This is a genomic window from Janthinobacterium foliorum, from assembly GCF_978021625.1.
The window spans coordinates 838649-862945 of record NZ_CDXDQE010000001.1; the positions used below are offsets into that span (position 1 = coordinate 838649).

Genomic DNA, 24297 nt, shown 5'->3' on the forward strand with positions numbered 1-24297 from the left:
CTCCACTCCCGCGCCTCCATGAACGAAGACATCCTGATCAATATCACGCCGCAAGAAACCCGCGTCGCCCTCATCCTGCAGGGCGCCGTGCAGGAATTGCACATCGAGCGCACGCTCACGCGCGGCCTGGCCGGCAATGTGTATTCCGGCAAAGTGGTGCGGGTATTGCCGGGCATGCAGTCGGCCTTCATCGACATCGGCCTGGAACGGGCCGCCTTCCTGCACGTGGCCGACATCTGGGAAGCGCGCGGCCACGATGGCCAGAACGCCACGCCGGCACCCATCGAAAAAATCCTGTTCGACGGCCAGGTGCTGACGGTGCAGGTGATCAAGGACCCGATCGGCACCAAGGGCGCGCGCCTGTCGACGCAGATTTCCATCGCCGGGCGCATGCTGGTGTACCTGCCGCAGGACAAGCACATCGGCATCTCGCAAAAAATCGAAAAGGAAGCGGAGCGCGAACTGCTGCGCACGCGCCTGCAAAGTTTGCTGCCTCCGGACGAAAAAGGCGGCTACATCGTGCGCACCATGGCCGAAGACGCGTCCGACGCGGACCTGAAGGCGGACGTCGACTACCTGCGCAAGACCTGGAGCACCATCACCCACGGCGCGCGCACGCGCCCCGCCACCAGCCTGCTGCACCAGGACTTGAGCCTGGCCCAGCGCGTGCTGCGCGACTTCGTCGGCGATGAAACGGCCACCATCCAGGTCGACTCGCGCGAAAACTACGTGAAATTGCGCGAATTCGCGGAAATCTACACGCCCAGCGAACTGACGCGCCTGCAGCACTATACGGGCGAGCGCCCCCTGTTCGACCTGTATGGCGTGGAAGAAGAGATCCTGCGCGCGCTGGGCCGCCGGGTCGACTTGAAATCGGGCGGCTACCTGATCGTCGACCAGACGGAAGCGATGACCACCATCGACGTCAACACGGGCGGCTTTGTCGGCGGACGCAATTTCGCCGACACCATCTTCAAGACCAACCTGGAAGCGGCACACGCCATCGCGCGCCAGCTGCGCCTGCGCAACCTGGGCGGCATCATCATCCTCGACTTCATCGACATGGACAACGCGGAGCACCGCAACGCCGTGCTGGCCGAGCTGAAGCGCACCCTGTCGCGCGACCGCACGAAGGTCTCGGTGAGCAACTTCTCGCCCCTGGGCCTGGTGGAAATGACGCGCAAGCGCACGCGCGAATCGCTGGCGCACATCCTGTGCGAACCGTGCCCCGCCTGCGCCGGCAAGGGACAAGTGAAAACTTCGCGCACCATCTGCTATGAAATCCTGCGCGAACTGCTGCGCGAAGCCAAGCAGTTCAACCCGCGCGAATTCCGCATCCTCGCCTCGCAGGAAGTGGTGGACCTGTTTTTAGAGGAAGAATCGCAGCACCTGGCCATGCTGGGCGATTTCATCGGCAAGAAGATTTCGCTGCAGGTGGAAAATGCCTACCACCAGGAGCAATACGACGTGATCCTGATGTAGCCATGCCGGGCAGCACCGCCTTCTGGCGCGACCCCTTGCTCCCCCACGTGGAAAGCCGGCGCGCCTGTCACAGCCGCGCTTGCTATAAGCCGCACAGCCATCCCACGTTTTCCATCGGCGCCGTCGACGCGGGCGGCAGCACCTTTACGGGCAGCCATGGGCGCCAGAGCGCGCTCAGCCCCGGCAGCCTGGTGCTGGTGCCGGCCGGCTGCGTGCATGCCTGCAATCCCTTGCCGGATGCCGGCTGGAGCTACCAGATGCTGCATCTGGATGCGACATGGCTGCATGCGCACGTGCCGCAGCTGTGCACGGACAGCGCCAGGGTGCTGCGCGATCCTGTCCTGTACGCGCAATTTTGCGCCGTGAACGCGCTGCTGTTCTCGCCAGCCAGCGTGGCGGACAAGCAGGCCGCGCTGCTGGCCTTGCTGCATGCCTGCGCCGATGCCAGCGGGGCGGCTTGCCTGCCCTCGTCAGTGGCCGTCATCCCCGCGCAACTGCGCCCCGTGCTGCAGGCGCTGCAGGCGCAGCCGCTGGCCAGCCTCGCGCACCTGGCGCACCTGGCGGGCATGAGCCGTTTTCAATTGATCAGGACCTTCCGCGCCGCCACCGGCATGACGCCGCATGCCTACCAGCTGAACCTGGGCGTGAACCGCGCGCGCGACAGCTTGCAGGCGGGCGGCGCCCTGGCCGATATCGCCTGCGAACTGGGCTTTGCCGACCAGAGCCACTTGCAGCGCGTCTTCAAGGCCCATGCGGCCATCACGCCGGGGCGCTACCGCAGCTGATCCCCCGCCGCCTGCAATATTCTTCAATACGCGCGGCCCGCCATGCCCGCATACTCGCGCATCGCCATTGCCGGAGCCGCGCTTCATGCAGGATTTTCTTCTTATCGCCGCCGCCCATTTTCTCGCCCTGCTGTCGCCGGGCCCCGACTTCTTCCTCGTCGCCCGCAGCGCGCTGGCGCAGGGCTGGCGCGGCGCCGTGGGCGCCTGCCTCGGCATTACCCTGGCCAATGGCGTCTTCATCGTGGCGGCGTTTGGCGGCGTGGCCGTGCTGCATCCGGGCAGCCGGCTCTTCATCGCCGTGCAGCTGGCCGGCTGCGCCTACCTGCTGTACCTGGGCTGGCTGTTTTTGCGCCATGCGGGCGGCAGTGGCCTGGAAATGGCGGATTCGGCCGGATCGGGCACCACGCACTGGCGCGCGGGGCTGGGCATGGGATTTCTCTCCGCGATATTGAATCCGAAGAATGCGCTGTTCTATGTGAGCCTGGCGTCCGTGGTCGCCAGCCGGCACACCAGCAGCGGCTGGGTGGTGCTGTACGGCATGTGGATGGTGTGCGCCGTGCTGGCGTGGGATATGGCGGTGGCGCTGGCGATCGGCAACGCCTCGCTGCGGCAGCGCTTTGCGCGCGCCTTGCCGGCGCTGGAACGGCTGTCCGGCGCCATGCTGATCCTGCTGGCGGCGCTGCTGCTGGTGAAGGTGGCCAGCAGCGCCTGATTAACGACGGATGTGCGACGGATTAACGACGGATCAGGCTGGCAATGGGTCCAGGTAAAACACGGCATACACTTTCAAGGGCGTGGTTTCCGTGGCTTTTTCCGAGCGCACGACGGAGCAGTCGTCGGCGGCCAGGCTGCGCCAGTTCTGCACGCCGGCCTTGGCGAACATGGCGTGCGCAGGCGCGTTGGCGGCCAGGTCCAGCACCAGGCAGGCGTTGCGCGGACCGGCACCGTAGTTGACGGCGCGGATCTCGATGCCGAAGGTGCTCATCCATGGCTCCCACAGGCCTTTTTCCTTGCCGGCGGCGATGCGGTCGAGCATCTCGCCAAACGTCAGGCCTTTCTTGACAGTATCGCGCAATGCTTGCAGCGACGGCGCCATGCGCGGATCGGGCTGCTTGTTGCCGGCACGGATCTCGGCGATCGCCTTCAATTCCTTGATGATGGCAGCGTCGCGTTCCGTGTAATCGCGCATGCGCGCATAAAACTCGGCGTCGAGGAAAGGATTGACGGTCAGCTTGGCGACGCCCTCTTCGCGGCGTTTGGGTGTGGGCGTGTTGGTTTTAGTCATGGCGATCGAGGGCAAGAGAAACGATGAGGGGCGCCAGTTTAACACCATGCGGCCCCTGCGGCGGCGCGCCGGGCGCTTTAATGTTGCGCCTGGCGGGAGGCCGGTGGCGCGGCCGTGGCACCCGCTTCGCCAGGTGGCCGGAAGAAACGCCGTGGCCCGAAGAGATGGACGGCGCCCGCATACAGGCCAGCCAGGGGAAAACGCACCTCCTTGAGCAACTGGTGAAAAATGGCGATCGAGCGCGCGCGGGTGACGGGAATCTCGGCGCGCCACTGGCATAGCACGTCATGTACCAGGCTGGCATGATAGGTGGCGGGCAAGCCCAGGTGCTGCGCGCCATCGGGCGTGCCCACATAAAACAGGCCGAGCACGCTGACACAGGGCGAACAGCCATCCCAGGCATAGCCGGCGCGGATGCGGATCGCCGACTCGCGGATGGTGACCCACTCGTTCTCGAATTCGATGCCGTCGAGCAAGGGCGAACAATAGCCATAGTCGCTGCCCAGCGCATAGCGCCAGGCGTTGCCGGGCATGCCGAAGTTTTTTGGCATCAGCGGCCTCCCTGTCGGGCTTGCTTTGCTCTCGTCTGCATGGCGTTGTCTTGATAATTATCAATATCAAGATTTAAACATACTCAGCCGAAAGAAGGGCAAGAAGGTGTCAGGCGCGCGGCGGCGCCGTCGATTCGCGCTCCACCAGTTCCGGGCGCAGGCGCACGTCGAGCACGGCGGCGTCGGGCGATTCGATGGCTTGCAGGATCAGCCGCGCCGCTTCCGTGCCGATGCCATGGTGGCGGATGCGGATGGTGCTCAGGGGCGGGCGCATCATGTCCATGTAGGGCATGTCGTTATGCCCCACGACAGAAATATCTTCAGGGCAACTCAAGCCCAGTTCGCGGATGGCGTCGTAGCAGCCGATGGCCATCAGGTCGCTGCCGGCCACCACGGCCGTCGTCTGCGGCGACTGGCGCAGCAGTTCCAGCAGGGCCGCCTTGCCGCACTCGCGCGAATAACCGCTGCTCTCGAAGACAAAGGCGTGCGACGGATCCAGCTCGCTGGACTGGATGGCGGCCAGGAAACCCATGCGGCGCATGTGGCCCGTGGACAGGTTTTCCGGGCCGGCGATGTGGGCGATATGCCGGTGCCCCTGCTCCAGCAAGTGTTCGACGGCCAGGCGCATGCCCACCAGGTCGTCGCTGACGACGCAGGAAGCGCCGCCCGTGTCGTCGCTGCGGTTGACCATGACCAGCGGCACGTTCTGGTCGATGCACATCTGGATGATGGGATCGTGGCGGCGCGCCGTGGCCAGGATCAGGCCATCGACCTGCTGCCCCAGCAGGCGGTTGATGACGAACAGCTGCTCTTCCTCGTCGGCGCCCACGTTGGCGACGATGGCCAGATAGCCATGCTTGCGCAGGCCTTCCTCGATGCCCAGCAGGATGGGCGGGAAAACGGCGTTGGTAATATCGGGCAAGACCACGCCGATGATGCGCGACTTGCGCGTGACCAGGGTGGAGGCGGCGCGGTTGGGGCGGTAGCCGAGACGGTTCGCTTCCACCAGCACGCGCGCAGCCACCTCGGCGCTGACCATTTGCCGCGTTTGCGGGTTCATCACGCGCGACACGGTGGAAAAATGCACGCCGCTGGCCCGCGCAACGTCGCTTAAGGTGGGGTTCTTGTTTGTCATGGGCTTCCCGGATCGCAATCCCCCGATTTTATCGCAGAAATCCCCGGGATCGTCAAAAACCGAGCAAACGCTTGCATTGAGATAACGCCCTTCTTCAAAGCGGTTTTGATCGGCTTGGCCGCAATCGAGCCTTGACAGCGTGCAAACGCTTGCATACCATGGCTCGGATTGATCACTCGGGCCTGGTTGCCCTTCCCAGAATTCTTATGTCTACCTCCCACAGCAAGCACGCCGAACAGAACGGCGAAACCTTCAACCTGAAGGAAGCCGCCCTCGCCTATCACGCGCAACCGCGCGCAGGCAAGATTTCCGTCACCCCCACAAAACCGCTGGGCGACGCCCGCGCCCTGACCCTGGCGTACTCGCCGGGCGTGGCCTTTGCGTGCGAAGCCATCGTGGAAGACCCGCGCACGGCCGGCACCTACACTTCGCGCAGCAACCTGGTGGCCGTGATCACCAACGGCACCGCCGTGCTGGGTCTGGGTGATATCGGCCCGCTGGCCAGCAAACCCGTGATGGAAGGCAAGGCTTGCCTGTTCAAGCAATTCGCCGACGTCGACGTCTTTGACATCGAACTGGCCGAGAACGATCCCGACCTGTTCATCGACACCGTGGTGCGCATGGAGCCGACCTTCGGCGGCATCAACCTGGAAGACATCAAGGCGCCCGACTGCTTCTACATCGAACAGCAATTGCGCAAGCGCATGAACATCCCCGTGTTCCACGACGACCAGCATGGCACGGCCATCATCGTCGCGGCCGGCATCCTGAACGGCCTGGAACTGGTGGGCAAGGATATCGGCAACGTCAAGGTGGCCGTCTCGGGCGCCGGTGCGGCCTCGATCGCCTGCCTGGACCTGCTGGTCTCGCTGGGCTTGAACAAGTCGCTGCTGAAAGTGTGCGACAGCCAGGGCGTGATCTACCCGGGCCGCGATGCCAACATGGAAGAGAACAAGGCGCGCTACGCGAATGACACCAGCGACCGCGACCTGGCCGACGCCATGGTCGGCGCCGATATCTTCATCGGCGTGTCGAAGGGCGGCGTGGTGAGCGCGCAGATGGTCGAATCGATGGCCGCCAAGCCGCTGATCTTCGCGCTGGCCAACCCGCACCCGGAAATCGCCCCGGAAAAAGTGCACGCCGTCCGCGACGACGCCATCGTTGCCACGGGCCGCTCGGATTACCCGAACCAGATCAACAACGTGCTGTGCTTCCCGTACATTTTCCGCGGCGCACTGGATGTGGGCGCCACGACGATCAACGAGGAAATGAAGCTGGCCTGCGTGCGCGCGATCGCCGCGCTGGCCAAGGAACCCTTGCCGGGCCACGAGAGCAGCGCCCTGACGCCGCTGCAGCTGATCCCGTCGCCATTCGACGAGCGCCTGCGCAGCTGGGTCGCGCCCGCCGTCTCGCAAGCGGCCATCGACACGGGCGTGGCGACACGCGTGCCGACCGGCGCCTGATGCTGTTACCAGGCTTGATTTTCATGCAATAAAACAGCAATAGTTACCATTGCTTACAAAAAAACCATGGCTAAAAACCATGGTTTTTTTCGTTTTGCCCTTGGGAAGAGTCAAACTATATGAGAACAGCAACTAATTGGCGGCGGATTTCACAACGACCTTCGATTACAATGGCGCCTGCTTTCTGTTGCCACAGTTGCCACGATGATGCTGGCGCGCACTACCCAAGGATCCCATGCTCGGCTTGACCTCTGTTTGCGTTTTTCTTTTCTTTGCTCTGGCATTGGCCGTCACCAGTGGCTATTCGCTGGGTGCCCTGGTACTGCTGCTGAGCAGCTTGCTGCTGCTCTGGAAGCGTCCGCAACTGCATTTGCAGCGCCGCGACTATCTGCTCATTGCCACCCTGCTGGGATATTTCCTCATCTATACGCTCAACATGCTGTACCACGGCGACCAGGCGCGCGAGCTGGACATGCCTTCGCGTACCCTGCTGGCCATACCGGTGCTGCTGGTGCTGCTGGCCTATCCGCCGCGCCCGGCCGCGTGGTGGGCAGGCCTGCCCATCGGCGCCATCGCCGGTACGGCACTGGCCGTTTGGCAATTCTGCGCGCTGCACATGGAACGTCCGCAGGCAGCCACCAGCAATGCCATTCACTACGGTAACGTCAGCATCCTGCTGGGCATGCTGTCCCTGTGCGGGCTGGGCTGGGCACGCCAGCAGCGCCATCGCACGGCCTGGACGCTGCTGCTGATCGCCGGCGGCCTGGCCGGCGTGGCCGGCTCCATCATCAGCGGCAGCCGCGGCGGCTGGCTGGTACTGCCGGTCTGCGTGTTGCTCTACGCCTTTCACTACACCCAGGGCCGTGGCAAACACTATATGGCCATCGTGCTGGCGGCCTTTCTGGCGCTGTCCGTCCTGGCGTATGCCTTGCCCGAATCGCCCGTGCGTGAACGGGTTGCATTTGCTGTCGACGATCTGCAGAAATTCAAGCAGAGCGACAACGTGACCACCTCGATCGGGCAGCGCATTGAAATGTGGCGCACGGCACTCGAATTGTCCACCGAGCATGTCTGGCTCGGCCTGGGCAGCGATGGCTATATGGCGGCCAAGCAAACGCTGGCGAACGAAGGCGAGATGGACAAGATGATCCTTCATCACACCAATGCCCACAACGATTACATCGATGCCCTCGTCAAGCGTGGCCTCATCGGCCTGGCAGCGTTGCTGGCGCTGTTCTTCCTGCCGCTGACCCTGTTCGTGAAGGCCCTGCGCCGTGGCAATGCCGCAAGCCGGCCGTTTGCCCTCGCCGGCGTGGTGCTATGTATCTGTTATCCGATCTTCGGACTGACCACCAGTTCCCTGACCTTGAATATCGGTATCTTCATGCTGGTGTTCCCCATGGTCATGTTGTGGGCGCAGCTGCGCCGGCAAGAACGCAGCAGCTGACACGCCTGTGCAAGGAAGCAACGCGTCGTCAATTGTCATTGTTTATCAACATTTGAGCGGCTACGCTGTATCATGGTATTGTCACACGGGAAAATACTAAAAAGCGGCAATGACTGACAACTATTCGATGCACGTGGCGTGCATGCCGGTTGTATCGCCTGGCATTTTCCCGCCCAGTGGCTCACCGCCATCGAATGAATACCTGAACCCGTACTGATACATGACGCCTTTGATTCCTCCCGAACTGCTGCAAAAGTCGGACAAGATTCTCTTTATCGCCCATCTGGCGCTGGGAGATTTCACCTATCTGCAAAATGGTTTTCGCGCCTTTGCCGCGGCCTATCCGCATGTGCAGATCCACCTGTGGGTCGATGAGGTGCGGCGCACCTCCGACGCCAGCCAATGGGAAGGACTGCGCACCTATTCGCTGTATGACTGGGTCGAGCAGTCGGGCCTGTTCGCCAAGATTTACCGCAAGACCTATAGCCCGGCGCTCTACGAAGAGTCACTGCGCGAAGCGAAGGCGGAGCGTTACCCTATCGTCGTGTCGCTGGCGCACGTGCGGCCGCAGCAATATGCGGACCTGGCGCGCGAGATCAGTCCGAACGGCCTGGTGATCGGCACGCGCAAGCCCTTCAGTCCCCTGCGCCCCTGGCATTACCTGGCGTATCGCAAGATTGATGCCGTGCTGGTCTCGTATGCGGGCCGGGATGCCGGCGAGCACCATATCAGCAGCGTGTACGCCGACTGGTTCCATCAATTGACGGGCCTCGAGATTCCCGTCGCCGAGCGCTATCCGTTCGTGCATATCCCCGAACAGGCATTGCAGCAAGCGCAGGAGCAGCTGGCCGCATGGGGCTTCGCGCCGCGCCAGGGGCCGCTCATCCTGCTCAATCCGTTTGCCAAGTCGCACAAGCGCAGCTGGCCGCTGGAACGCATTGCCGAGCTGATCGCCCGCATGCAGAAAATGCCGAAATGGGCGAACGCCTGTTTCCTCATCAATGCCATGCCGCAGGAACTGGCCAAGGTCGATGCCGTCGTGCAAGCGCACAAGTTGCCGCGGACGCAAGCCTTCAGTGCCGTCGACAACTTTTTCCAGCTGCCCGCCATGCTGGCACAATGCGATCTGATCATTTCGGTGGAAACATCGATCATGCATCTGGCGAACGCCGTGCATGTGCCCGTGGTTGCGCTGATGCGCAAGAAGAGCCCGGAATGGGCGCCATTCGACAGCGAGAACAGCACCGTCATCACGGTGGCGCGACGCAGCGACTGGGTCAAGGCCATTTCAGTCGAGCAGGTATTGAAGGCGATCGCCTGAACGCAGCGGCAAGCGCTAGTCGCTGCCCAGCATGCTGATGCGCACCAGGTCGGCCACGTTATCGACGCCCAGCTTGTCCATCAGGCGGGCCTTGTGCACTTCCACCGTACGCACGGAAATGCCCAGCGCCGGCGCGATGTCGCGGTTGTGCTGGCCCGTCACCACCAATTGCATCACTTCCCGCTCGCGCGGCGTCAAGGCGCGCAGCAAGGCCTGGCCTTCCACCTGGCGCAGCAGCTGGCCACGGGCATGCGCCTCGCGCGAGAACGCTTCATCGATGGCCGCCAGCAATTTGTCATGGTCGAACGGTTTTTCCAGGAAGTCGCTGGCTTGCGCCTTGAACGCCTGGCGCGCCAGCGCCACGTCGCCGTGCCCCGTGATGATGATGACGGGCAGCAAACAACCGAGTTCCAGCAGGCGCGCTTGCAGGCTCAAGCCATCCATGCCCGACATGCGGATATCGATCAGCAAACAGCCAGCCCATTCGCGGCGCCAGCCTTGCAGGAAATCTTCGCCGCAGGAAAACAGCGCCGTGCGATAGCCACGCACGCCCAGCAGCAAACCCAGCGCATCACGCACGGCCGGGTCGTCATCCACGATGAACACGGTCAGGTTACTTGTCACCCTACTCTCCTGTTGCGGCCGCACTGGCGCGCGCCAGGGGCAGGACAAAACGAAAAATGCCATGCTTGCCCACTTCAGCCCACAGCTGGCCGCCATGCGCTTCGACAATGGCGCGGCTGAGTACCAGGCCCAGTCCCAGGCCGCTGGCCTTGGACGACACGAAGGGCTCGAACAGGCGCGCCGCCAGGCTGTTGGAAATGCCTGGTCCGCTGTCTTCCACGGACAGGCGCAGCCGTCCGCCTTCGAGCTGCTCTGCCGACACCGTGACGCGGCGCTGGCCACGCGGCTGGCCCAGCACGGCATCCTGGGCATTGGCCAATAAATTACGCAATACCAGCTCGATCTGCAGGCGGTCGGCGTTGACGGCCAGCGGCGACGGCGGCGCCAGCACCAGCTCGATGCCATGCTCATGGAACTGCGGCGTAAACTGACGCGCCATGCCCGCGATCAGGGTGCTGGCCTCCACCGCTTCTAGCTGCATCGCGCCCGTGCGGAAGAAATCGCGCAAGCGGCGCACCACGTCGGCCGCCCGCCCCGACTCGACGATCATGTGGCCGACGGCGCTTTGCAGCAAGGGCCCGCTCTCGCCCCGCTCCAGCAGGTATTCGCAGGCCTTGCCATATGTCGACAGGGCCGTCAGCGGCTGGTTCAGCTCATGCGCCAGGGCGGCGGCCATCTCGCCGGCCGCCGCCAGGCGCATCGTATGCTTGAGCTCATCGGCCACCTGGCGCATCTCATCGACGACGATGCCGATAAAAAAGCCCACCAGCGCCAGCACGGCGTCGAGCAGCTGCAATTCATAGAACTGGATATTCACCGCATGCGACCATTTCACCAGGGTGATGATACATAGCTGCAACACGAACACGGCCAGCACGGCGCCATGCAGGCCCTGGCGCGACGCGGCCCAGATCACGGGCAGAAACAGGAAATAGAAGTGCTTGTATTCGGAGCGGACGATGGAGCCGAAGACGCTCCACAGCACGAAACTGGCCAATGCCAGGTAGGCCAGGGTTTCCCAGCGCCAGACGGTCGTGCGCAGGCGCTCGCGGCCACGCTCGCTGACCAGCACCCAGATCAGCGGCATCGACACGACGATGCCCACCGTATCGCCTATGCCAAAACGCAACACTGCCGTCGCCCATTCGCCGACGGGGATGCGCCCCGTCAGCGACAGCAGCGAAATGTAGCCGAGCGCATTGAACATCGTGCCCAGCAGCACGATGGCCACCCAGCTGCTCAGGCGGCGGCGGTTGTCGAAGATGTCGCTGCTGCTGAAACCGCGGCGCAATGCCTCGCCGATACCGCCATAACCGAGCACCAGCCAGACCGAGCACAGCAAGGTCAGCGGCAGCCCCGCCGGCATGCCGCGCACCAGCACTTCGCCTGCCAGCAGGGCAATAAACCAGGGCAAGGCGGCCTTGCGCCCATGGATCAGCCAAAATACCAGGCCCAGCGACGGATCGGGATTCCAAGGGGTGATGTTCAGCCCGTACATCGGATCGATATACGTGGCCCAGTCGAACAGGAGATACAGGCCGACGAAGGCGGGATACTGCAGGTAGGAGGACAGGGATGGGCGCATGGATGGTGTGTTCTGACTGTCCCGCATTATGCATCGCAGGCGCGCGCCACGCCATGGGGCATTGCGTTATAGGCATAGTTATTACCTTTCATGCAACACTCCCGCGCGTCTGCCGTTGCTAGTCCCCGCCGGCCAGCGGCAGCCGCACTTCCACCAGCAAGCCGATGCCGCCACTGCCCCGATGCAACTGGATCGACCCGCCATGCTGACGCACCACCGAGGCAACGATGGACAAGCCCAGGCCGCTGCCCGGCTGCCCCTGCTGGGGGGCGCGGAAGAAGCGGTCGAAGACGCGCTCATACAGGGCAGGCGCGATGCCCGGTCCCTGGTCCGCCACGTGCAGGACGGCCTGGCTGCGCTCCGCATGCAGCGACACGGTCACGCTGCTGCCGCGCGGACTGTACTTGATGGCGTTCTCCACCAGGTTGTCGATCAGCGACACCAGGCTCTCGCGCTGACCCGGCACGCGCAGCGACACGCTGGCCAGGAGCTCCAGTTCGATATCGCCCGCCTGCGCCAGCCCGGACAGGGCGGCCAGCCGGTCCTGCAACAAGACATCCAGCACCTGTGGCTGGCGCTCGCCGCCTTCGGCCTGCACCTCGTTGCGCGTCAGTTGCAGCAACTGCCCCACCAGACGCGCGGCGCGATTGCCGCTGTTCAAAATTCCGTCTAGCAACTCCTGCTGGCGCGGATCATGCGTCTGGCCTTGCAAGGCTTCGACGTTCACGCGCATGGCCGCCAGCGGCGTGCGCAGCTCATGCGTGGCATCGGCGATGAAGCTGCGTTCACGCGCCGCGCTCGTATCGACGCGCTGCAGCAGCGCATTGATATTGTCGACCAGCGCCGCCAGTTCGCCGTGTGGCGGCTTGAACGCCAGCGGGCGCAAATCCTGCGGTCCGCGCGACGCCACCTCCTGCGCCACCTTGCGCCATGGCCGCATGGCCAGGCGGATCGACAGCCAGGCCGGCAACAACAGGAAGGGCAGGCTGATCAGCAGTGGCAGCAAGTAGTAACCCCGAGAATTGATGGTGATGAAAAACTGCCAGGCGCCCCCCACCTCGAGCACCGTCACCCGCGTGGCGCCCTCGACCAGGCTGCGGCTGCGCCAGGCCTGTCCCTTGACGTAGACCACTTCCATCTGCTCCGGACCGGCGCTGCGGATGCCGCTGGGCGCGTTCGGCGACTTGTACACCAGCTGGCCCTCGCGCCAGACGAGGATGCGTGGCGCCAGCTCCGGCACTTGTCCCATTTCAAACTCTTCGCGCAAGGCTTCGTCGATGGCGCGCAGGCTTTGCTCCTGGCGCGCGGGCTGGTCGGCCAGGTTGTCCGTCACGCTGATAATGGCGTGCAAGACCCCGCGCGTCACATTGCTCGCTTCCCCCGTGCCCTCGAACAGCACATAGGCCACCGCCAGGCTCCACAGCACGCTCAGCATCAGCATCTGCGCGATCATCAGGCGGCGGACCAGCGTGGGACGGCGCAGCATGGCCCAGAAACGCACCATCATGCGCCAGGTCCCGGCTGGACGGGCGTATCGCCGTGCTGGTCGATGACATAGCCGACGCCGCGCACGGTACGGATATAGCCTTCGCCTATCTTGCGGCGCAAGTTGCCCATATGTACATCCAGGGTATTGCTGGCATTGGCCAGGCCGCCAGGCAGGATATGCTCTTCCAGCACGCGGCGCGTGATGACCCGGTTGGCGCGCATCAGCAAGGTTTTCAGCAGCGCATATTCACTGGCCGTCAATTCCACGGGACGGCCGTGCACGCTGACCCGGCGCGTGGGCACTTGCAGCAGCAAGCCGCGCAGTTCGATGGTGTCGCCATCGAAGCCATAGCTGCGGCGTGCCAGCGCGCGCACGCGCGACAGCAATTCGGCGAGGACGAACGGTTTCACCAGATAATCGTCGGCGCCGCCATCGAGGCCCCGCAGGCGCTGCTCCAGCGTATCGCGGGCGCTGAGGATCAATACGGGCAGGCGCGCCGCGCGCAAGCGGGCCAGCAGGTCGAGGCCGTCGCCATCGGGCAAGCCCAGGTCCAGCAGCACCAGTTCGCAACTGTCGTGGTCGATACTGCGCGCCGCATCTTCCAGGCTGCGCACCCAGACCACTTGCATGCCCTGGTCGCGCAAGGCGATCCGCACGCCATTGCCCAGGTCCATGTCATCTTCTATCAGCAGTATTTTCATGCGTGCTATTAAACCATCACAAGCTGAAGAATAGGTAAAGACGGCGCCTTCATGCAATCTTCATAAAAGGCTCATTTTTCCTTCATGGCACAGGACGATACTGTGCGCAGTCAATCGAGCCACTCCGGACTCGGTTCTCCACCTGACGGAAAACGCCATGCACACACCGACTACCCTGCTGACCTCGCTGGCCCTCGCCAGCGGCCTGATCCTCAATCCGCTGGCCGCTGCGGCCGCCGAGCCCGCACCGGAAAATGTCTTCACCATCGGTGGCGGTGTCGCCGCCATTTCCAGCTATTCCGGTTCCGACAAGCTGTCCGCCTCGCCGTTGATCATTCTCGACTACGCCATGGCCAATGGCCTGTTCATCAGCACCTCGCGCGGCATCGGCTACGGCGGCCAGGCCGGGCCCTTCAGCTACAGCGCGGCGCTGGGCTATCGCGGCAACCGCGAAGACCACAAGCGCAAGGGCATCAACGGCTGGGGCGGCAGCGACTTCCTGAAGGGCATGGGCGAAGTCAAGGGCAATGCCAGCGCCCTGCTGAGCGCGAGTTATTCACCGCTGCCAGGCCTGTTGCTGAACGTTTCCAGCGACATTCCCCTGTCCAACCGGGAAAACGGCGCGAACGTGCATTTTGGCGCCAGCGGCCAGATCTACGGCCGGGCCGATGCCAAGGGCGCACAGCAAGACAGCGTGACCATCGGCGGACAGCTGGGCTGGGGCGAGCGCAAGTATGTGCAGACGATGTATGGCGTGACGGCGACGCAGGCGGCGAATACGGCGTTCAAGCAATACACGCCCAAGGGCGGTTTCTATGAAGCACAGGCCACCGTCAACTGGGAGCACCGCATCGATGCGCGCTGGGGCGTCAATACCCTGGTCGGCGTGGAGCGCCGCCTGGGCGATGCGGCCAAGAGCCCCATCGTGCAGCGCAAGACGGCGCCGATCGCCGCCGTCTACGTCACCTATCGCTACTGAAAAACAGGCGGCATAAGGGAAACCCGTACGCTGTTTCGCCAATTTACAGGGCCAGGCGGCGTAGATAAGATGGCACGGTTTTCCCTCCCATACCAGCTCTTCCATGCATGCATCGCGTCCTGCCCCGCAACGCCACCGCGCCCCAGACAGCGCCGCGGTCGCCTGTAGCCAGGATACGCTGCTGCTGTTGCTGCCAGTCAAGCACGCCAGCGACATCGTATATGGCGCGCGCTACGCCAAGCGCCTGCTGGAATGGGGCATCAAGGTGGGCGTTCGCCTGCTGCACGTGACGCCCGCACCGCTCCAGCCTGCGGACGGCGTGCCGCAGCAGAGCGCTGGTGACGGCGGCACGCTGGACCCGGCAACGCAGCAGATGATGCACGAGGCGGGTCTGTACCTGAGCCGTTCGCATATTGCCTTCAGCACCCACATTTTCGCTGGCGAACTGCTTTTCACGATACTCGACACGGCTGAATTGCTGGGTTGCCATGAAATCGTCCTGCCGGCCCTCAAGCACAGCCCGTGGCAGCGCCGCTTTTCCGGCACCCTGGCGCGCAAGCTGGCGCGCGCCACGCGCTGCGCCACCGTGCTGCTGGCCGATACGGACGGCATGAGCGGACCGCCTCCAGCCTGAGCCATCGCCGCCGGCAGCCCCTACCGTATTTCTCATTCACCATGGAAAGTGCCTGATGACACAAGCAATTACCCTGCATGCTGGTCTCACCAACATGTCCCCCGGCTTCTCCCGCGTGCGTGAGCTGCTCAAGCTGCAATTGCGGGCCCGGCTGCAGCAGCGGCAGACGCGCATCTGGCTGCAACTGCTCAACTCCCATCCCGTTTTTGCGGATCTGCTGCAAGCGTATCCCCGCCTGATGCACAAGATCTACCGCCACTACCTGAGCAAAAACCTGTCTTGCCAACAGCGCGTCACCTTGTTGGTCGAACACTATCATTTCATTCTGCAGCAAGGCTGGGGCAGGCTGATGGCCCAGGCGGCCCATGCGCCAGTACGGCTGGGGACGGTAGCGGGAAAATCGGGCGCGCCCTACCATCTGCAGCTGTGCTCGCTGCAACCGATGGACCGCGAAGGCGAGATGGTCCTGCAACTGGCGCACGGCAATGACGTAATCTATTCCGTCGCCTTCACCTTCTTCGGTTCCCGCGCGCGCGCCAGCATGGGCGTGGGCATCGGCTGCCTGCAGGGTCCGCGTGGCGCGGAAGGCTTGCGCCGCGTGCGCGACGCCACGCGCGACCTGCATGGCATGCGTCCCAAGGCCCTGATGGTGCGCCTCGTGCGCCAGCTGGGACATGAGCATGGCTGCCGCAACATGATTCTGGTAGGCAACGCTAACCGTACCGTGCACCATTCCGCCAAGAAAGGCCGTTTGTTCGCCGATTACAATACCCTGTGGCAAGAACTTGGCGCGCAAGCACGCCCGGATGGCGATTTTGATTTGCCATGCGAAAACCTGCGCTTGCCCGCCATGGAAGACATTCCCTCGAAAAAACGCTCGGAAGTGCGCAAGCGCCATGAACTGACGCTGGCGATGATCAGCAGCCTGCGTAGCGGCCTCGACGCCCATCGCAACCTGGCCCAGGTCGCCATGGCCAACGCCACGGCAGCCGCCAACGATCTGCGCCAGTCGCCCGATCTCGACGACGACTACGCTTCCGCCATCGCCTGACTTCCCCCGGCAAGCACACGACGCCCCGCCCCCGCGTCATCGCCAGCCACCCCATCCGCACTACTTCCCCGCCCCTGCGGCACACGCCTGAAACCCACCCGTCCCACAATCCTGTTACGCTAGCGCTATCGGAAGGCACGTCCAGTGCACCGGTTCCCCCAACGCTTACTAGGAGGCATTCATGCGCGTAGACATCTACCGCCGGGCCGAGCACGACGGCATTTTTTCCTATCTCGCCGTGCCGGAAGGAAAGATCATTCCTGAAGAAGTCACGAATACCGACTGGCAGCTGGAAGTGCGCGCCAGCGAAGTGGCCGACGATGCCCAGGCCTTGCCTGACTACCATATCGACCAGCCGCACCAGCAGATCGCCGCCAAGGGCTACGCGATCACGGGCCTGAAAGATATGTAAACAAAAAAAGCCAAACCCGAGTGTCTCCGGTTTGGCTTTGTTCCATGCGGGGCGACTGGCCGATCAGTATTCGACCGCCACCTCTTGTGCGCCCAGCATCTGCTCGAGCGCCGTCTGCAACTCATCCGATGGCGCCACCTTCCACTCCTCGCCAAACTGCAGCACGCAGCTGACGCCTTGCGGGCTGACGCGCGCGGCGATCGGCAGGCCCGTCTCGGCGCGGTGCGGCAGGATCACGTCGCGGATGCGCTTGGCGTCCAGCGTGGCCGGCAACACCAGGCCCAGCTGGCGGCCATACTGCACCCGCGCGGCGATGATGTCGAAGGCGCTCTCGGCCGTAATGCGCAAGCCGCCCGAAAAACGGTCTTCCGACACCTTGCCCACGACGGCGAGGAATTCATCTTCCTTGAAGATTTTCTTGTTGGCATCAAACAATTCGCCATACACCGTCACTTCCACCGTGCCGCTCTTGTCGTCCAGCGTGACGATGAGAATCTTGCCCCGCTGCGTCATCTGCGTGCGCAAGCCCGTGATGACGCCGGCCATCATGCGCGGCTCGCGCGACGGCGACAATTCAGATAGTTTCGTGCGGGCAAAACGGCGCGCCTCGGGCGCATACGAATCGAACAGGTGGCCGGACAGATAGAAGCCCAGCGCGATCTTTTCTTCCGTCAGGCGCTGTTTATCCGTCCACGCGGGCACCTTGACGTACTCGGGCGGCGCCACCATGTCGCTGTCGTCGCCGCCAAACAGGCTCACCTGGTTGGCCGCCTTGGCCGCCTGGTCGGCGCATTCCATGGCGAAGGCCACGGACGCCAGCAGGATGGCGCGATCGACCTTCAGGCAATCGAAGGCGCCGCTGCGGATCAGCGATTCGATGGTGCGGCGGTTGATCTGCTTCTTGTCCACGCGCTTGCAGAAATCGAACAGGCTGGTAAATGGCCCGCCCGCCTCGCGCGCGGCGATGATGGCCTCGATGGCGTTCTGGCCGGACCCCTTCACGGCGCCCAGGCCATAGCGGATCTGCGTGACTTTCTTGCCGCTCACGGACGGCGCCGCGCCGCTTGGCGTGAAGCGGTAATCGGACTCGTTGATGTCTGGCGGCAACAAGGTCAGCTTGCAGATTTCCAGCGAGTCTTCCACCAGGATCTTGATCTTGTCCGTGTCGTCCATGGCCAGCGACAAGTTGGCGGCCATGAAGGCGGCCGTGTGGTGCGCTTTCAAATATGCCGTGTGGTAGGACAGCAAGGCGTAGGCGGCGGCGTGCGACTTGTTAAAACCGTAGCCGGCGAACTTCTCCATCAAGTCGAAGATCTCGTCGGCCTTTTCCGCCGTCAAGCCATCCTTTGCCGCACCGGCGCGGAAGATCTCGCGGTGCTCGGCCATCTCTTCGGCCTTCTTTTTACCCATGGCGCGGCGCAGCATGTCGGCGCCGCCCAGCGAGTAGCCGCCGACGATCTGCGCCATCTGCATCACCTGCTCCTGATACACCATGATGCCGTAGGTTTCGGACAAAATCGATTCCGTGCGCGGATCGGGATAGTCGAAGCGTTCGCCGTGCTTGCGCTTGCAGAAGTCGGGAATCAGGTCCATCGGGCCCGGACGGTACAGGGCCACCAGCGCGATAATGTCCTCGAAACGGTCGGGACGGGCGTCTTTCAGCATGCCCTGCATGCCACGCGACTCCAGCTGGAACACGGCCACGGTCTTGGCCTTGGTCAGCAGGTCGTAGGATGGCTTGTCGTTCAGCGGCAAGGTCGCCAGGTCGAAGTTCGCCTGCGCCGGATCGAGCTGCTTGATGTAGCGCACGGCGCGGTCGAGAATGGTGAGGGTCGTCAGACCCAAAAAGTCGAACTTCACGAGGCCGACGGCTTCCACGTCATCCTTGTCGTACTGCGACACGACACCCGAGTCGCCGCCCTGCGTGTACAGCGGGCAGAAATCCGTCAGCTTGCCCGGGGCGATCAGCACGCCCCCCGCGTGCATGCCGATATTGCGCGTGATGCCTTCGACCTGCTGCGCCAGGTCCAGCAGCTGCTTGACCTCTTCCTCGTTTTCCAGGCGCTCCTTGAGCAGCGGCTCTTCCTCGATGGCGTCGGCGATCGACACGGGTTTACCGGGCTTGAACGGGATCAGCTTGGAGATGCCGTCGCAGAAGTTGTAGCCGAAATCCATCACGCGGCCCACGTCGCGGATCGCGCCCTTGGCCGCCATGGTACCGAAGGTGGCGATCTGCGAGACGGCCTCCTTGCCATACAAATCCTTGACGTGCTGAATGACTCTGTCGCGCCCTTCCTGGCAAAAGTCAATATCGAAGTCGGGCATCGAGACGCGCTCTGGGTTCAGGAAGCGCTCGAACAGCAGGTTGTATTGCAACGGGTCGAGGTCGGTAATGAGCAGCGAATAGGCCACCAGCGAACCGGCGCCCGAACCGCGGCCAGGGCCGACGGGCACGCCGTTTTCCTTGGCCCACTGGATAAACTCGGCCACGATGAGGAAGTAGCCGGGGAACTTCATGTTGCAAATCGTATCCGTCTCGAACTTCAGGCGCGACTCGTAGCGCGGACGCTCCTTTTCGCGGCGCTCGGCATCGGGATACAGCTGTACTAAGCGTTTTTCCAGGCCCGCCTGCGATTCGGCGACGAGGAACTGGTCGATCGTCATGCCTTCGGGCGTGGGGAAGTTCGGCAGCTGCGGTTTGCCCAAGGTCAAGGTCAGGTTGCAGCGCTTGGCGATTTCCACGGAATTGGCCAGCGCGGCCGGCAGGTCGGCGAACAGTTCCGCCATGTCGGCCTGCGACAGGAAGCGCTGGCTGTCGTTAAAACGTTTGACGCGCTTGGCGTTGGCCAGCATTTCGCCTTCGGCGATACAGGTGCGGGCTTCGTGGGCAATGAACTCTTCTGGCGAAATAAATTGCACGGGATGCGTGGCCACCACGGGCAAGCCCAGCTTGGCCGCCAGGGCCACCGCATGGCGCACCTGCGCTTCCTGGTTGGCCTGGCCGCCGCGCTGGATTTCTACATAGAAATGGCCAGGGAAAATCTCGGCCCAGCGCTGCGCATTGCGTTCGGCCAGCGCCAGGTTGCCATTCTCGATGGCGATGCCGACGTCGCCGAAGTGCGCGCCCGACAGGGCGATCAAGCCGTTCGCCGCGCTCTCGCCCGGATACAGCTCATAGGTATTCGTCGCCAGCGCCTGCAGCCATTCGATGCGCAGCTCGGCGCGCCCCTTGTACTGGTTGGTCAGCCAGGCCGTCGACAGCAGTTCGCACAGCTGCAGATAGCCCATGCGGTTCTTTGCCAGCAACAGCAGGCGCGACGGCTTTTCGCGGTTGTCGTCGTTCGTGATCCACACGTCGACGCCGACGATGGGCTTGATGCCCTTGCCGCGCGCTTCCTTGTAGAACTTGACCATGCCAAACAGGTTCGACAGGTCGGTGACGGCCAGCGCCACCTGCTTGTCCTTGGCCGCCGCCTTGACCACGTCGTCGATGCGCACCAGGCCATCGACGATCGAGTACTCCGAGTGCACGCGCAAGTGGACAAATCCGGGACCTTGCGGGGCTTGCTGCATCGCTTGCGGTGAACCTGCCGGAGCGCCGGCCTCTTGCATTACCATTTCCATCCTGTGTACCGTTTCCTGCAAAATTCAATGGGGTCTATTCTACCGCGTCGCGGCCCCGGACCGGCGATGCGGACCCAGGCTGCTGGCAAGAAATTCCTGCCGCGCACGGCAGGCGGGCATGACGCAAGGTGGCCCGCCGGGTATCCCGCCCGGCCCGCCGGGCTTATAATATCGGCTGTTCAGTCTAAGCCGATCGCCATCATGCAAGCCATCACCCCAGCAACACCTGCCGTTTCCGCCGCCGCCAGCCCGCTGGCCGCCGCGCCCGCCCCCACCTTTGTCAATATTGCAGCGTATAAATTCATTACGCTGGACGATACGGAGGCCATGCGCCCCTTGTATCAGGAGCAATGCCTGGCGCTGGGCCTGAAGGGCACGATTTTGCTGACGCCGGAAGGCATCAACATGTTTCTGTCGGGCACGCGCGAACATATCGACGCGTTTCTTGCCTGGGTTCGCAGCGACGCGCGCCTGGCCGACCTGGAGTGGAAGGAAAGCTTGTCGAATGAGCAATCGCACAAGCGCATGCTGGTGAAGCTGAAAAAAGAAATCATCACCATGCGCATGCCGCTGATCAAGCCGGAACTGGGCCGCGCCCCGTCCGTCGACGCGCACACGCTCAAGCGCTGGCTCGACGCCGGCGTCGACGATGCGGGCAAACCCGTGGTCATGATGGAAACGCGCAACGCATTTGAAGTGGACGTGGGCACGTTCAACAACACGCTCGATTACCGCATCGACAAGTTCACGGAATTCCCGGCCGTGGCCGCCGCCCACAAGGACGAGCTGGAGGGCAAGACCGTCGTCACCTTTTGCACGGGCGGCATCCGCTGCGAAAAGGCGGCCATCCACATGAAGGAAATCGGCTACGACAGCGTGTACCAGCTCGACGGCGGCATCCTGAAGTATTTCGAGGAAGTGGGCGGCGAGCACTACACGGGCGATTGCTTCGTCTTCGACTACCGCACGGCCCTGAACCCGAAACTGGAACCGACGGAAACCGTGCAATGTTTCGTCTGCCGCGCCGTCGTCACGCCGCGCCAGCAGCTGGCGCCCGAGTACGTGTACGAGGTGTCTTGTCCGCATTGCTACGGAAAGTAAAATTCTCGCTGCCGTCCAAGCGGTAGTCGTTAGACAACAATGGGAGCCGCAGCTCCCATTCTTTTTTCTGCTATTAACGCAGGGACACGGAAACCTGTTTCACCAATAAGTAATCAGTATCGCGGCTAGTCAGGAATAGTACGCCGCGCTCGGCCCCGGCAGGGACTGGCACCGATTCGGCCATGTCAATCTCCCCCTCATTACATTGCACAAGACGATAGTAAGGCTCACCGATACTCCAGTTAATTTGCGCGATCAAGCTACCCTTTTTGGCCGGGCATGCCAGGCGAACGGCATACCGTGCCGATTGCGCAGAGCCAGTTGCAAAATTTTCCACAGCAAATGAAAGGTTAGAGACCAGCAATTTCCCATCGGATGTCAGTTTGGAATCCCTCTTTGCAGCCTCCGGGCCGTACGCACGGAAATCGGAGATATCCAGCACCGGCGTAAATGCGACCGGCATCTCCTGCAGACGATACATGATGATGGGGCCTTTTACTTGCAGAGGGACAGCAAAGCGACTGAGGTGATTTCCCAGCAAATGGGCAAATTTATTTTGCACATCAAACGGCTCGGCAAGATTCCAATATACATAACGAATATTCTCTTGCTTCAGAAACACCGTCAGTTGTTCAGGAGATTGAACCGCTTCTGCCTTGCTCTGTATCTCTGGCGCATACCAATTGATATATGCAGGACTGGCGCTCAAGGTTGCCCCGGCCGTACGCGCACTGGCAAACAGCACACGCGCGCCCGGCGCATCACGGTTCAGTTGCGCATTAAAGATTTGTTCTGGCAGGTGCTTCTCCACAACCGCGTTCCGCTCTGCCTGGCTATACATAGACTGCAATGGAATATCAAAGTACCAATTGATGCCTGGCAAAAAATAAATATTCACCGCGCCAAAAATCATCACGGCCGCAGCCACGCCATAGTGGTGCCAGGATGACCGGTTTGCTATATAGCCACGATAAAACAACGCGCCGAGCAAGACCGACGCCAAGGGCAAGACAGGGAACAGATAACGCCAATATTGCATCGCAGAGAACATTACAATCCCAAAAATCAGCATGGGAACGGCAATGCGCCAGACGGAGCGCTTGCGGCCATACAACAGCAGCGTGAGTAGCGCGAGTGGCAATAGGAAAAGGTACTGGAAACCGGCGACGTAATTTTTCGACTCGTAATGCGCGGATGTTTCGAAAAATAAATTCCAATAACTCTGGAACGACACCCCTTTGACATAGCGCATGTCAAGGAAGTTGTATGCGCCAAAAAGTGGCGATTTGAAGTAGCCGTTATACAGAGGAAAAACCGGATTACCAGTCACGTGGTAGGCATAGACATAGGAATGGAATGCAACAAAAGCGGCAATCGCTAGAATCAGCAGCAGGCCAGGCATTTGCGGCAAGATCGGCACCGCCATACGCTGTCGCCGGCGCAAATACAATTCGCCCGCATAAGTGGCCAGCAGTGCAAGGCCCAGCACGGCGCCGGGAAGCTTTGTGGCAACGCACATCGCGGCGACCATCAGAACCGCCGCCAGACGAGCTGTCGAAAAAACTGCTTGCCGTTCCAACGCCAGCAGGGTTCCCGCCACCGCCAGCAGCGCCAGCATCAACTCCGTTTGCAAGCTTGACAACAACACCGTCAGAATTGGCGTGGTGATAAACAATGCCAGCACCAGCAAGCGCTGGTTCACGTGACGATTGACAAGGGCGGTCAAGCGCCAGATGCCCCATAACAGAAAACCCGCCAGTGCCAGGTTCATAGCGGGGCGGGCATCGGTTTGTGCCAGCAGGGATACTACCGCATGCAGTAAATCGACGGCAAATGGCGCCACCACCCAGACTTGCGAACGTACATCAAAATCGTAGATCTGGTGATCCGCCAGGACGGTCCACATGCGCAGATGCGTGGCATTGTCATCGTAGGCGAGTGAAGGAAAAAGGGCAAAGCGCGCAATATAGCCTGCCAGGCAGATCAGGAGCGCCATCAGTGGATAACTGGCACTGGCGGCAATACGACTATTCCGCGCCAGCAGGGCCGGCACTTGCGCTCCATAAATGACATGAAATTGCAACAAGCACGCTAGCAGAATGGGCAAACTCAGTATGGCCGCATACACGCTCAGCCTATTGTAGGGAAAATGTATCAACAAGCCAAACGCCGCCAGATGGCAGCCAAGTCCGATTATCAGCGACTCCATCAGTAAAAAATCGGCGCGTTCCGCCTTGAAGGACAAATACAGGATGACGCGGCCGGCACAATAAGCAGAAAGTACGAAATAGGCGACGGCCAGACTTTGCCCCCAGCCAATACCAATGGTTAGATACAGCAGTACGAAGCCGCTCAGGATAGCCACCTTGTTGCGTACGCGGAAAATATGCAACAGAAACGCGCCAGCACTGCAAGAGAAAGCCCAAATGCATAGATCATTCAACATATTGCTATGCCAAAACTTGAACGCGGACGGCTTGGCAGCGATACCGATAGGAATAAGCAGTAAGGCCATCAGTAAAAGAGCAAGCTTCAGGTATTCGAATCTTTGGGCTGATTGATGATTTCTAAAAATGGACATGAAAAAATGGGCAATAAAATAATGGGAACAGTCGCTTCTAACGCAGT

At 62.2% G+C, this 24297-nt stretch carries 19 protein-coding genes and 1 pseudogene; 11 read left to right on the top strand and 9 right to left on the bottom strand.

Translation table 11 applies throughout. The features are described 5' to 3' along the window. Positions 1-18: 18 nt before the first annotated feature. The 3 genes from rng (at position 19) to ACZ92H_RS03775 (ending at position 2979) form a co-directional block, all read left to right on the top strand. On the top strand, positions 19-1482 hold the full coding sequence (gene rng / locus ACZ92H_RS03765) for a ribonuclease G (RefSeq protein ID WP_092796031.1): 1464 nt from the start codon (positions 19-21) through the stop codon (positions 1480-1482). Between the two features lie 2 nt (positions 1483-1484). Next, the gene (locus tag ACZ92H_RS03770; RefSeq protein ID WP_465047992.1) at positions 1485-2267 is read left to right on the top strand and encodes an AraC family transcriptional regulator; all 783 of its coding nucleotides are present in this window, start codon (positions 1485-1487) and stop codon (positions 2265-2267) included. Positions 2268-2352: 85 nt separating this feature from the next. Then, the gene (locus ACZ92H_RS03775; RefSeq protein WP_465047991.1) at positions 2353-2979 is read left to right on the top strand and encodes a LysE family translocator; all 627 of its coding nucleotides are present in this window, start codon (positions 2353-2355) and stop codon (positions 2977-2979) included. Between the two features lie 33 nt (positions 2980-3012). On the opposite strand, the gene ACZ92H_RS03780 is transcribed toward ACZ92H_RS03775, so the two are convergent. From ACZ92H_RS03780 to ACZ92H_RS03790, 3 genes are all read right to left on the bottom strand, one after another. Further along, positions 3013-3552: a hypothetical protein gene (locus ACZ92H_RS03780; protein ID WP_465047990.1), complete on the bottom strand. Its 540-nt coding sequence runs from the start codon at positions 3550-3552 to the stop codon at positions 3013-3015. A 77-nt stretch (positions 3553-3629) separates the two neighbouring features. Continuing rightward, complete coding sequence (locus ACZ92H_RS03785) at positions 3630-4103, bottom strand: hypothetical protein (RefSeq protein WP_465047989.1); 474 nt, start codon at positions 4101-4103, stop codon at positions 3630-3632. A gap of 109 nt (positions 4104-4212) precedes the next feature. After that, a complete protein-coding gene (locus ACZ92H_RS03790) occupies positions 4213-5238 on the bottom strand; it encodes a LacI family DNA-binding transcriptional regulator (RefSeq protein WP_131371986.1) in 1026 nt (341 codons plus the stop codon). A gap of 206 nt (positions 5239-5444) precedes the next feature. On the opposite strand from ACZ92H_RS03790, the pseudogene ACZ92H_RS03795 reads away from it, so the two are divergent. The 3 genes and pseudogenes from ACZ92H_RS03795 to ACZ92H_RS03805 form a co-directional block, all read left to right on the top strand. Beyond that, positions 5445-6683: pseudogene (locus ACZ92H_RS03795) on the top strand (malic enzyme-like NAD(P)-binding protein); the annotation flags it as partial. Between the two features lie 301 nt (positions 6684-6984). Then, entirely contained in the window at positions 6985-8148 is a 1164-nt protein-coding gene (locus ACZ92H_RS03800; RefSeq protein WP_465047988.1) for an O-antigen ligase family protein, read from the top strand. A 220-nt stretch (positions 8149-8368) separates the two neighbouring features. After that, positions 8369-9469, top strand: coding sequence for a glycosyltransferase family 9 protein (locus ACZ92H_RS03805; protein WP_131371995.1), 1101 nt, complete (start codon positions 8369-8371; stop codon positions 9467-9469). Positions 9470-9484: 15 nt separating this feature from the next. Here ACZ92H_RS03805 and ACZ92H_RS03810 read toward each other — a convergent pair whose 3' ends face one another. The 4 genes from ACZ92H_RS03810 to ACZ92H_RS03825 form a co-directional block, all read right to left on the bottom strand. Beyond that, a complete protein-coding gene (locus tag ACZ92H_RS03810; RefSeq protein ID WP_465047986.1) occupies positions 9485-10093 on the bottom strand; it encodes a response regulator transcription factor in 609 nt (202 codons plus the stop codon). 1 nt (position 10094) lies between these two features. Then, positions 10095-11678: an ATP-binding protein gene (locus ACZ92H_RS03815; RefSeq protein WP_465047985.1), complete on the bottom strand. Its 1584-nt coding sequence runs from the start codon at positions 11676-11678 to the stop codon at positions 10095-10097. A gap of 118 nt (positions 11679-11796) precedes the next feature. Then, positions 11797-13185 (bottom strand): sensor histidine kinase, encoded by a 1389-nt coding sequence (locus ACZ92H_RS03820; protein WP_465047984.1) that lies wholly within the window; start codon positions 13183-13185, stop codon positions 11797-11799. Next, on the bottom strand, positions 13182-13868 hold the full coding sequence (locus ACZ92H_RS03825; protein WP_465047983.1) for a response regulator: 687 nt from the start codon (positions 13866-13868) through the stop codon (positions 13182-13184). The genes ACZ92H_RS03820 and ACZ92H_RS03825 overlap by 4 nt, the downstream gene beginning before the upstream one ends. A gap of 157 nt (positions 13869-14025) precedes the next feature. On the opposite strand from ACZ92H_RS03825, the gene ACZ92H_RS03830 reads away from it, so the two are divergent. From ACZ92H_RS03830 to ACZ92H_RS03845, 4 genes are all read left to right on the top strand, one after another. Continuing rightward, entirely contained in the window at positions 14026-14847 is an 822-nt protein-coding gene (locus ACZ92H_RS03830; protein WP_465047982.1) for a MipA/OmpV family protein, read from the top strand. A gap of 187 nt (positions 14848-15034) precedes the next feature. Further along, positions 15035-15481 (top strand): universal stress protein, encoded by a 447-nt coding sequence (locus tag ACZ92H_RS03835; RefSeq protein WP_465052345.1) that lies wholly within the window; start codon positions 15035-15037, stop codon positions 15479-15481. Positions 15482-15536: 55 nt separating this feature from the next. Further along, a complete protein-coding gene (locus ACZ92H_RS03840; RefSeq protein ID WP_131372013.1) occupies positions 15537-16532 on the top strand; it encodes a VirK/YbjX family protein in 996 nt (331 codons plus the stop codon). 181 nt (positions 16533-16713) lie between these two features. Further along, positions 16714-16944: a DUF6139 family protein gene (locus ACZ92H_RS03845; protein ID WP_131372015.1), complete on the top strand. Its 231-nt coding sequence runs from the start codon at positions 16714-16716 to the stop codon at positions 16942-16944. Between the two features lie 63 nt (positions 16945-17007). Here the strand turns inward: ACZ92H_RS03845 and dnaE are convergent, their stop codons facing one another. Then, positions 17008-20556 (bottom strand): DNA polymerase III subunit alpha, encoded by a 3549-nt coding sequence (gene dnaE / locus ACZ92H_RS03850; protein WP_465047981.1) that lies wholly within the window; start codon positions 20554-20556, stop codon positions 17008-17010. A 213-nt stretch (positions 20557-20769) separates the two neighbouring features. On the opposite strand from dnaE, the gene ACZ92H_RS03855 reads away from it, so the two are divergent. Beyond that, positions 20770-21669 carry a sulfurtransferase gene (locus ACZ92H_RS03855; RefSeq protein ID WP_465047980.1) on the top strand — a complete coding sequence of 300 codons (900 nt, stop codon included), beginning with the start codon at positions 20770-20772 and terminating at the stop codon, positions 21667-21669. Positions 21670-21742: 73 nt separating this feature from the next. Here the strand turns inward: ACZ92H_RS03855 and ACZ92H_RS03860 are convergent, their stop codons facing one another. Next, positions 21743-24250 (bottom strand): hypothetical protein, encoded by a 2508-nt coding sequence (locus ACZ92H_RS03860; RefSeq protein WP_465047979.1) that lies wholly within the window; start codon positions 24248-24250, stop codon positions 21743-21745. Positions 24251-24297 lie beyond the last annotated feature (47 nt).

Coding starts and splice junctions, on each gene's coding strand:
- ACZ92H_RS03775 (WP_465047991.1), top strand. CDS start 2,353: ATGCAGGATTTTCTTCTTATCGCCGCCGCCCATTTTCTCGCCCTGCTG.
- ACZ92H_RS03830 (WP_465047982.1), top strand. CDS start 14,026: ATGCACACACCGACTACCCTGCTGACCTCGCTGGCCCTCGCCAGCGGC.
- ACZ92H_RS03790 (WP_131371986.1), bottom strand. CDS start 5,238: ATGACAAACAAGAACCCCACCTTAAGCGACGTTGCGCGGGCCAGCGGC.
- ACZ92H_RS03780 (WP_465047990.1), bottom strand. CDS start 3,552: ATGACTAAAACCAACACGCCCACACCCAAACGCCGCGAAGAGGGCGTC.
- ACZ92H_RS03840 (WP_131372013.1), top strand. CDS start 15,537: ATGACACAAGCAATTACCCTGCATGCTGGTCTCACCAACATGTCCCCC.
- ACZ92H_RS03815 (WP_465047985.1), bottom strand. CDS start 11,678: ATGCGCCCATCCCTGTCCTCCTACCTGCAGTATCCCGCCTTCGTCGGC.
- dnaE (WP_465047981.1), bottom strand. CDS start 20,556: ATGCAAGAGGCCGGCGCTCCGGCAGGTTCACCGCAAGCGATGCAGCAA.
- ACZ92H_RS03785 (WP_465047989.1), bottom strand. CDS start 4,103: ATGCCAAAAAACTTCGGCATGCCCGGCAACGCCTGGCGCTATGCGCTG.
- ACZ92H_RS03805 (WP_131371995.1), top strand. CDS start 8,369: ATGACGCCTTTGATTCCTCCCGAACTGCTGCAAAAGTCGGACAAGATT.
- ACZ92H_RS03855 (WP_465047980.1), top strand. CDS start 20,770: ATGCAAGCCATCACCCCAGCAACACCTGCCGTTTCCGCCGCCGCCAGC.
- ACZ92H_RS03825 (WP_465047983.1), bottom strand. CDS start 13,868: ATGAAAATACTGCTGATAGAAGATGACATGGACCTGGGCAATGGCGTG.
- ACZ92H_RS03820 (WP_465047984.1), bottom strand. CDS start 13,185: ATGATGGTGCGTTTCTGGGCCATGCTGCGCCGTCCCACGCTGGTCCGC.
- ACZ92H_RS03845 (WP_131372015.1), top strand. CDS start 16,714: ATGCGCGTAGACATCTACCGCCGGGCCGAGCACGACGGCATTTTTTCC.
- rng (WP_092796031.1), top strand. CDS start 19: ATGAACGAAGACATCCTGATCAATATCACGCCGCAAGAAACCCGCGTC.
- ACZ92H_RS03770 (WP_465047992.1), top strand. CDS start 1,485: ATGCCGGGCAGCACCGCCTTCTGGCGCGACCCCTTGCTCCCCCACGTG.
- ACZ92H_RS03860 (WP_465047979.1), bottom strand. CDS start 24,250: ATGTCCATTTTTAGAAATCATCAATCAGCCCAAAGATTCGAATACCTG.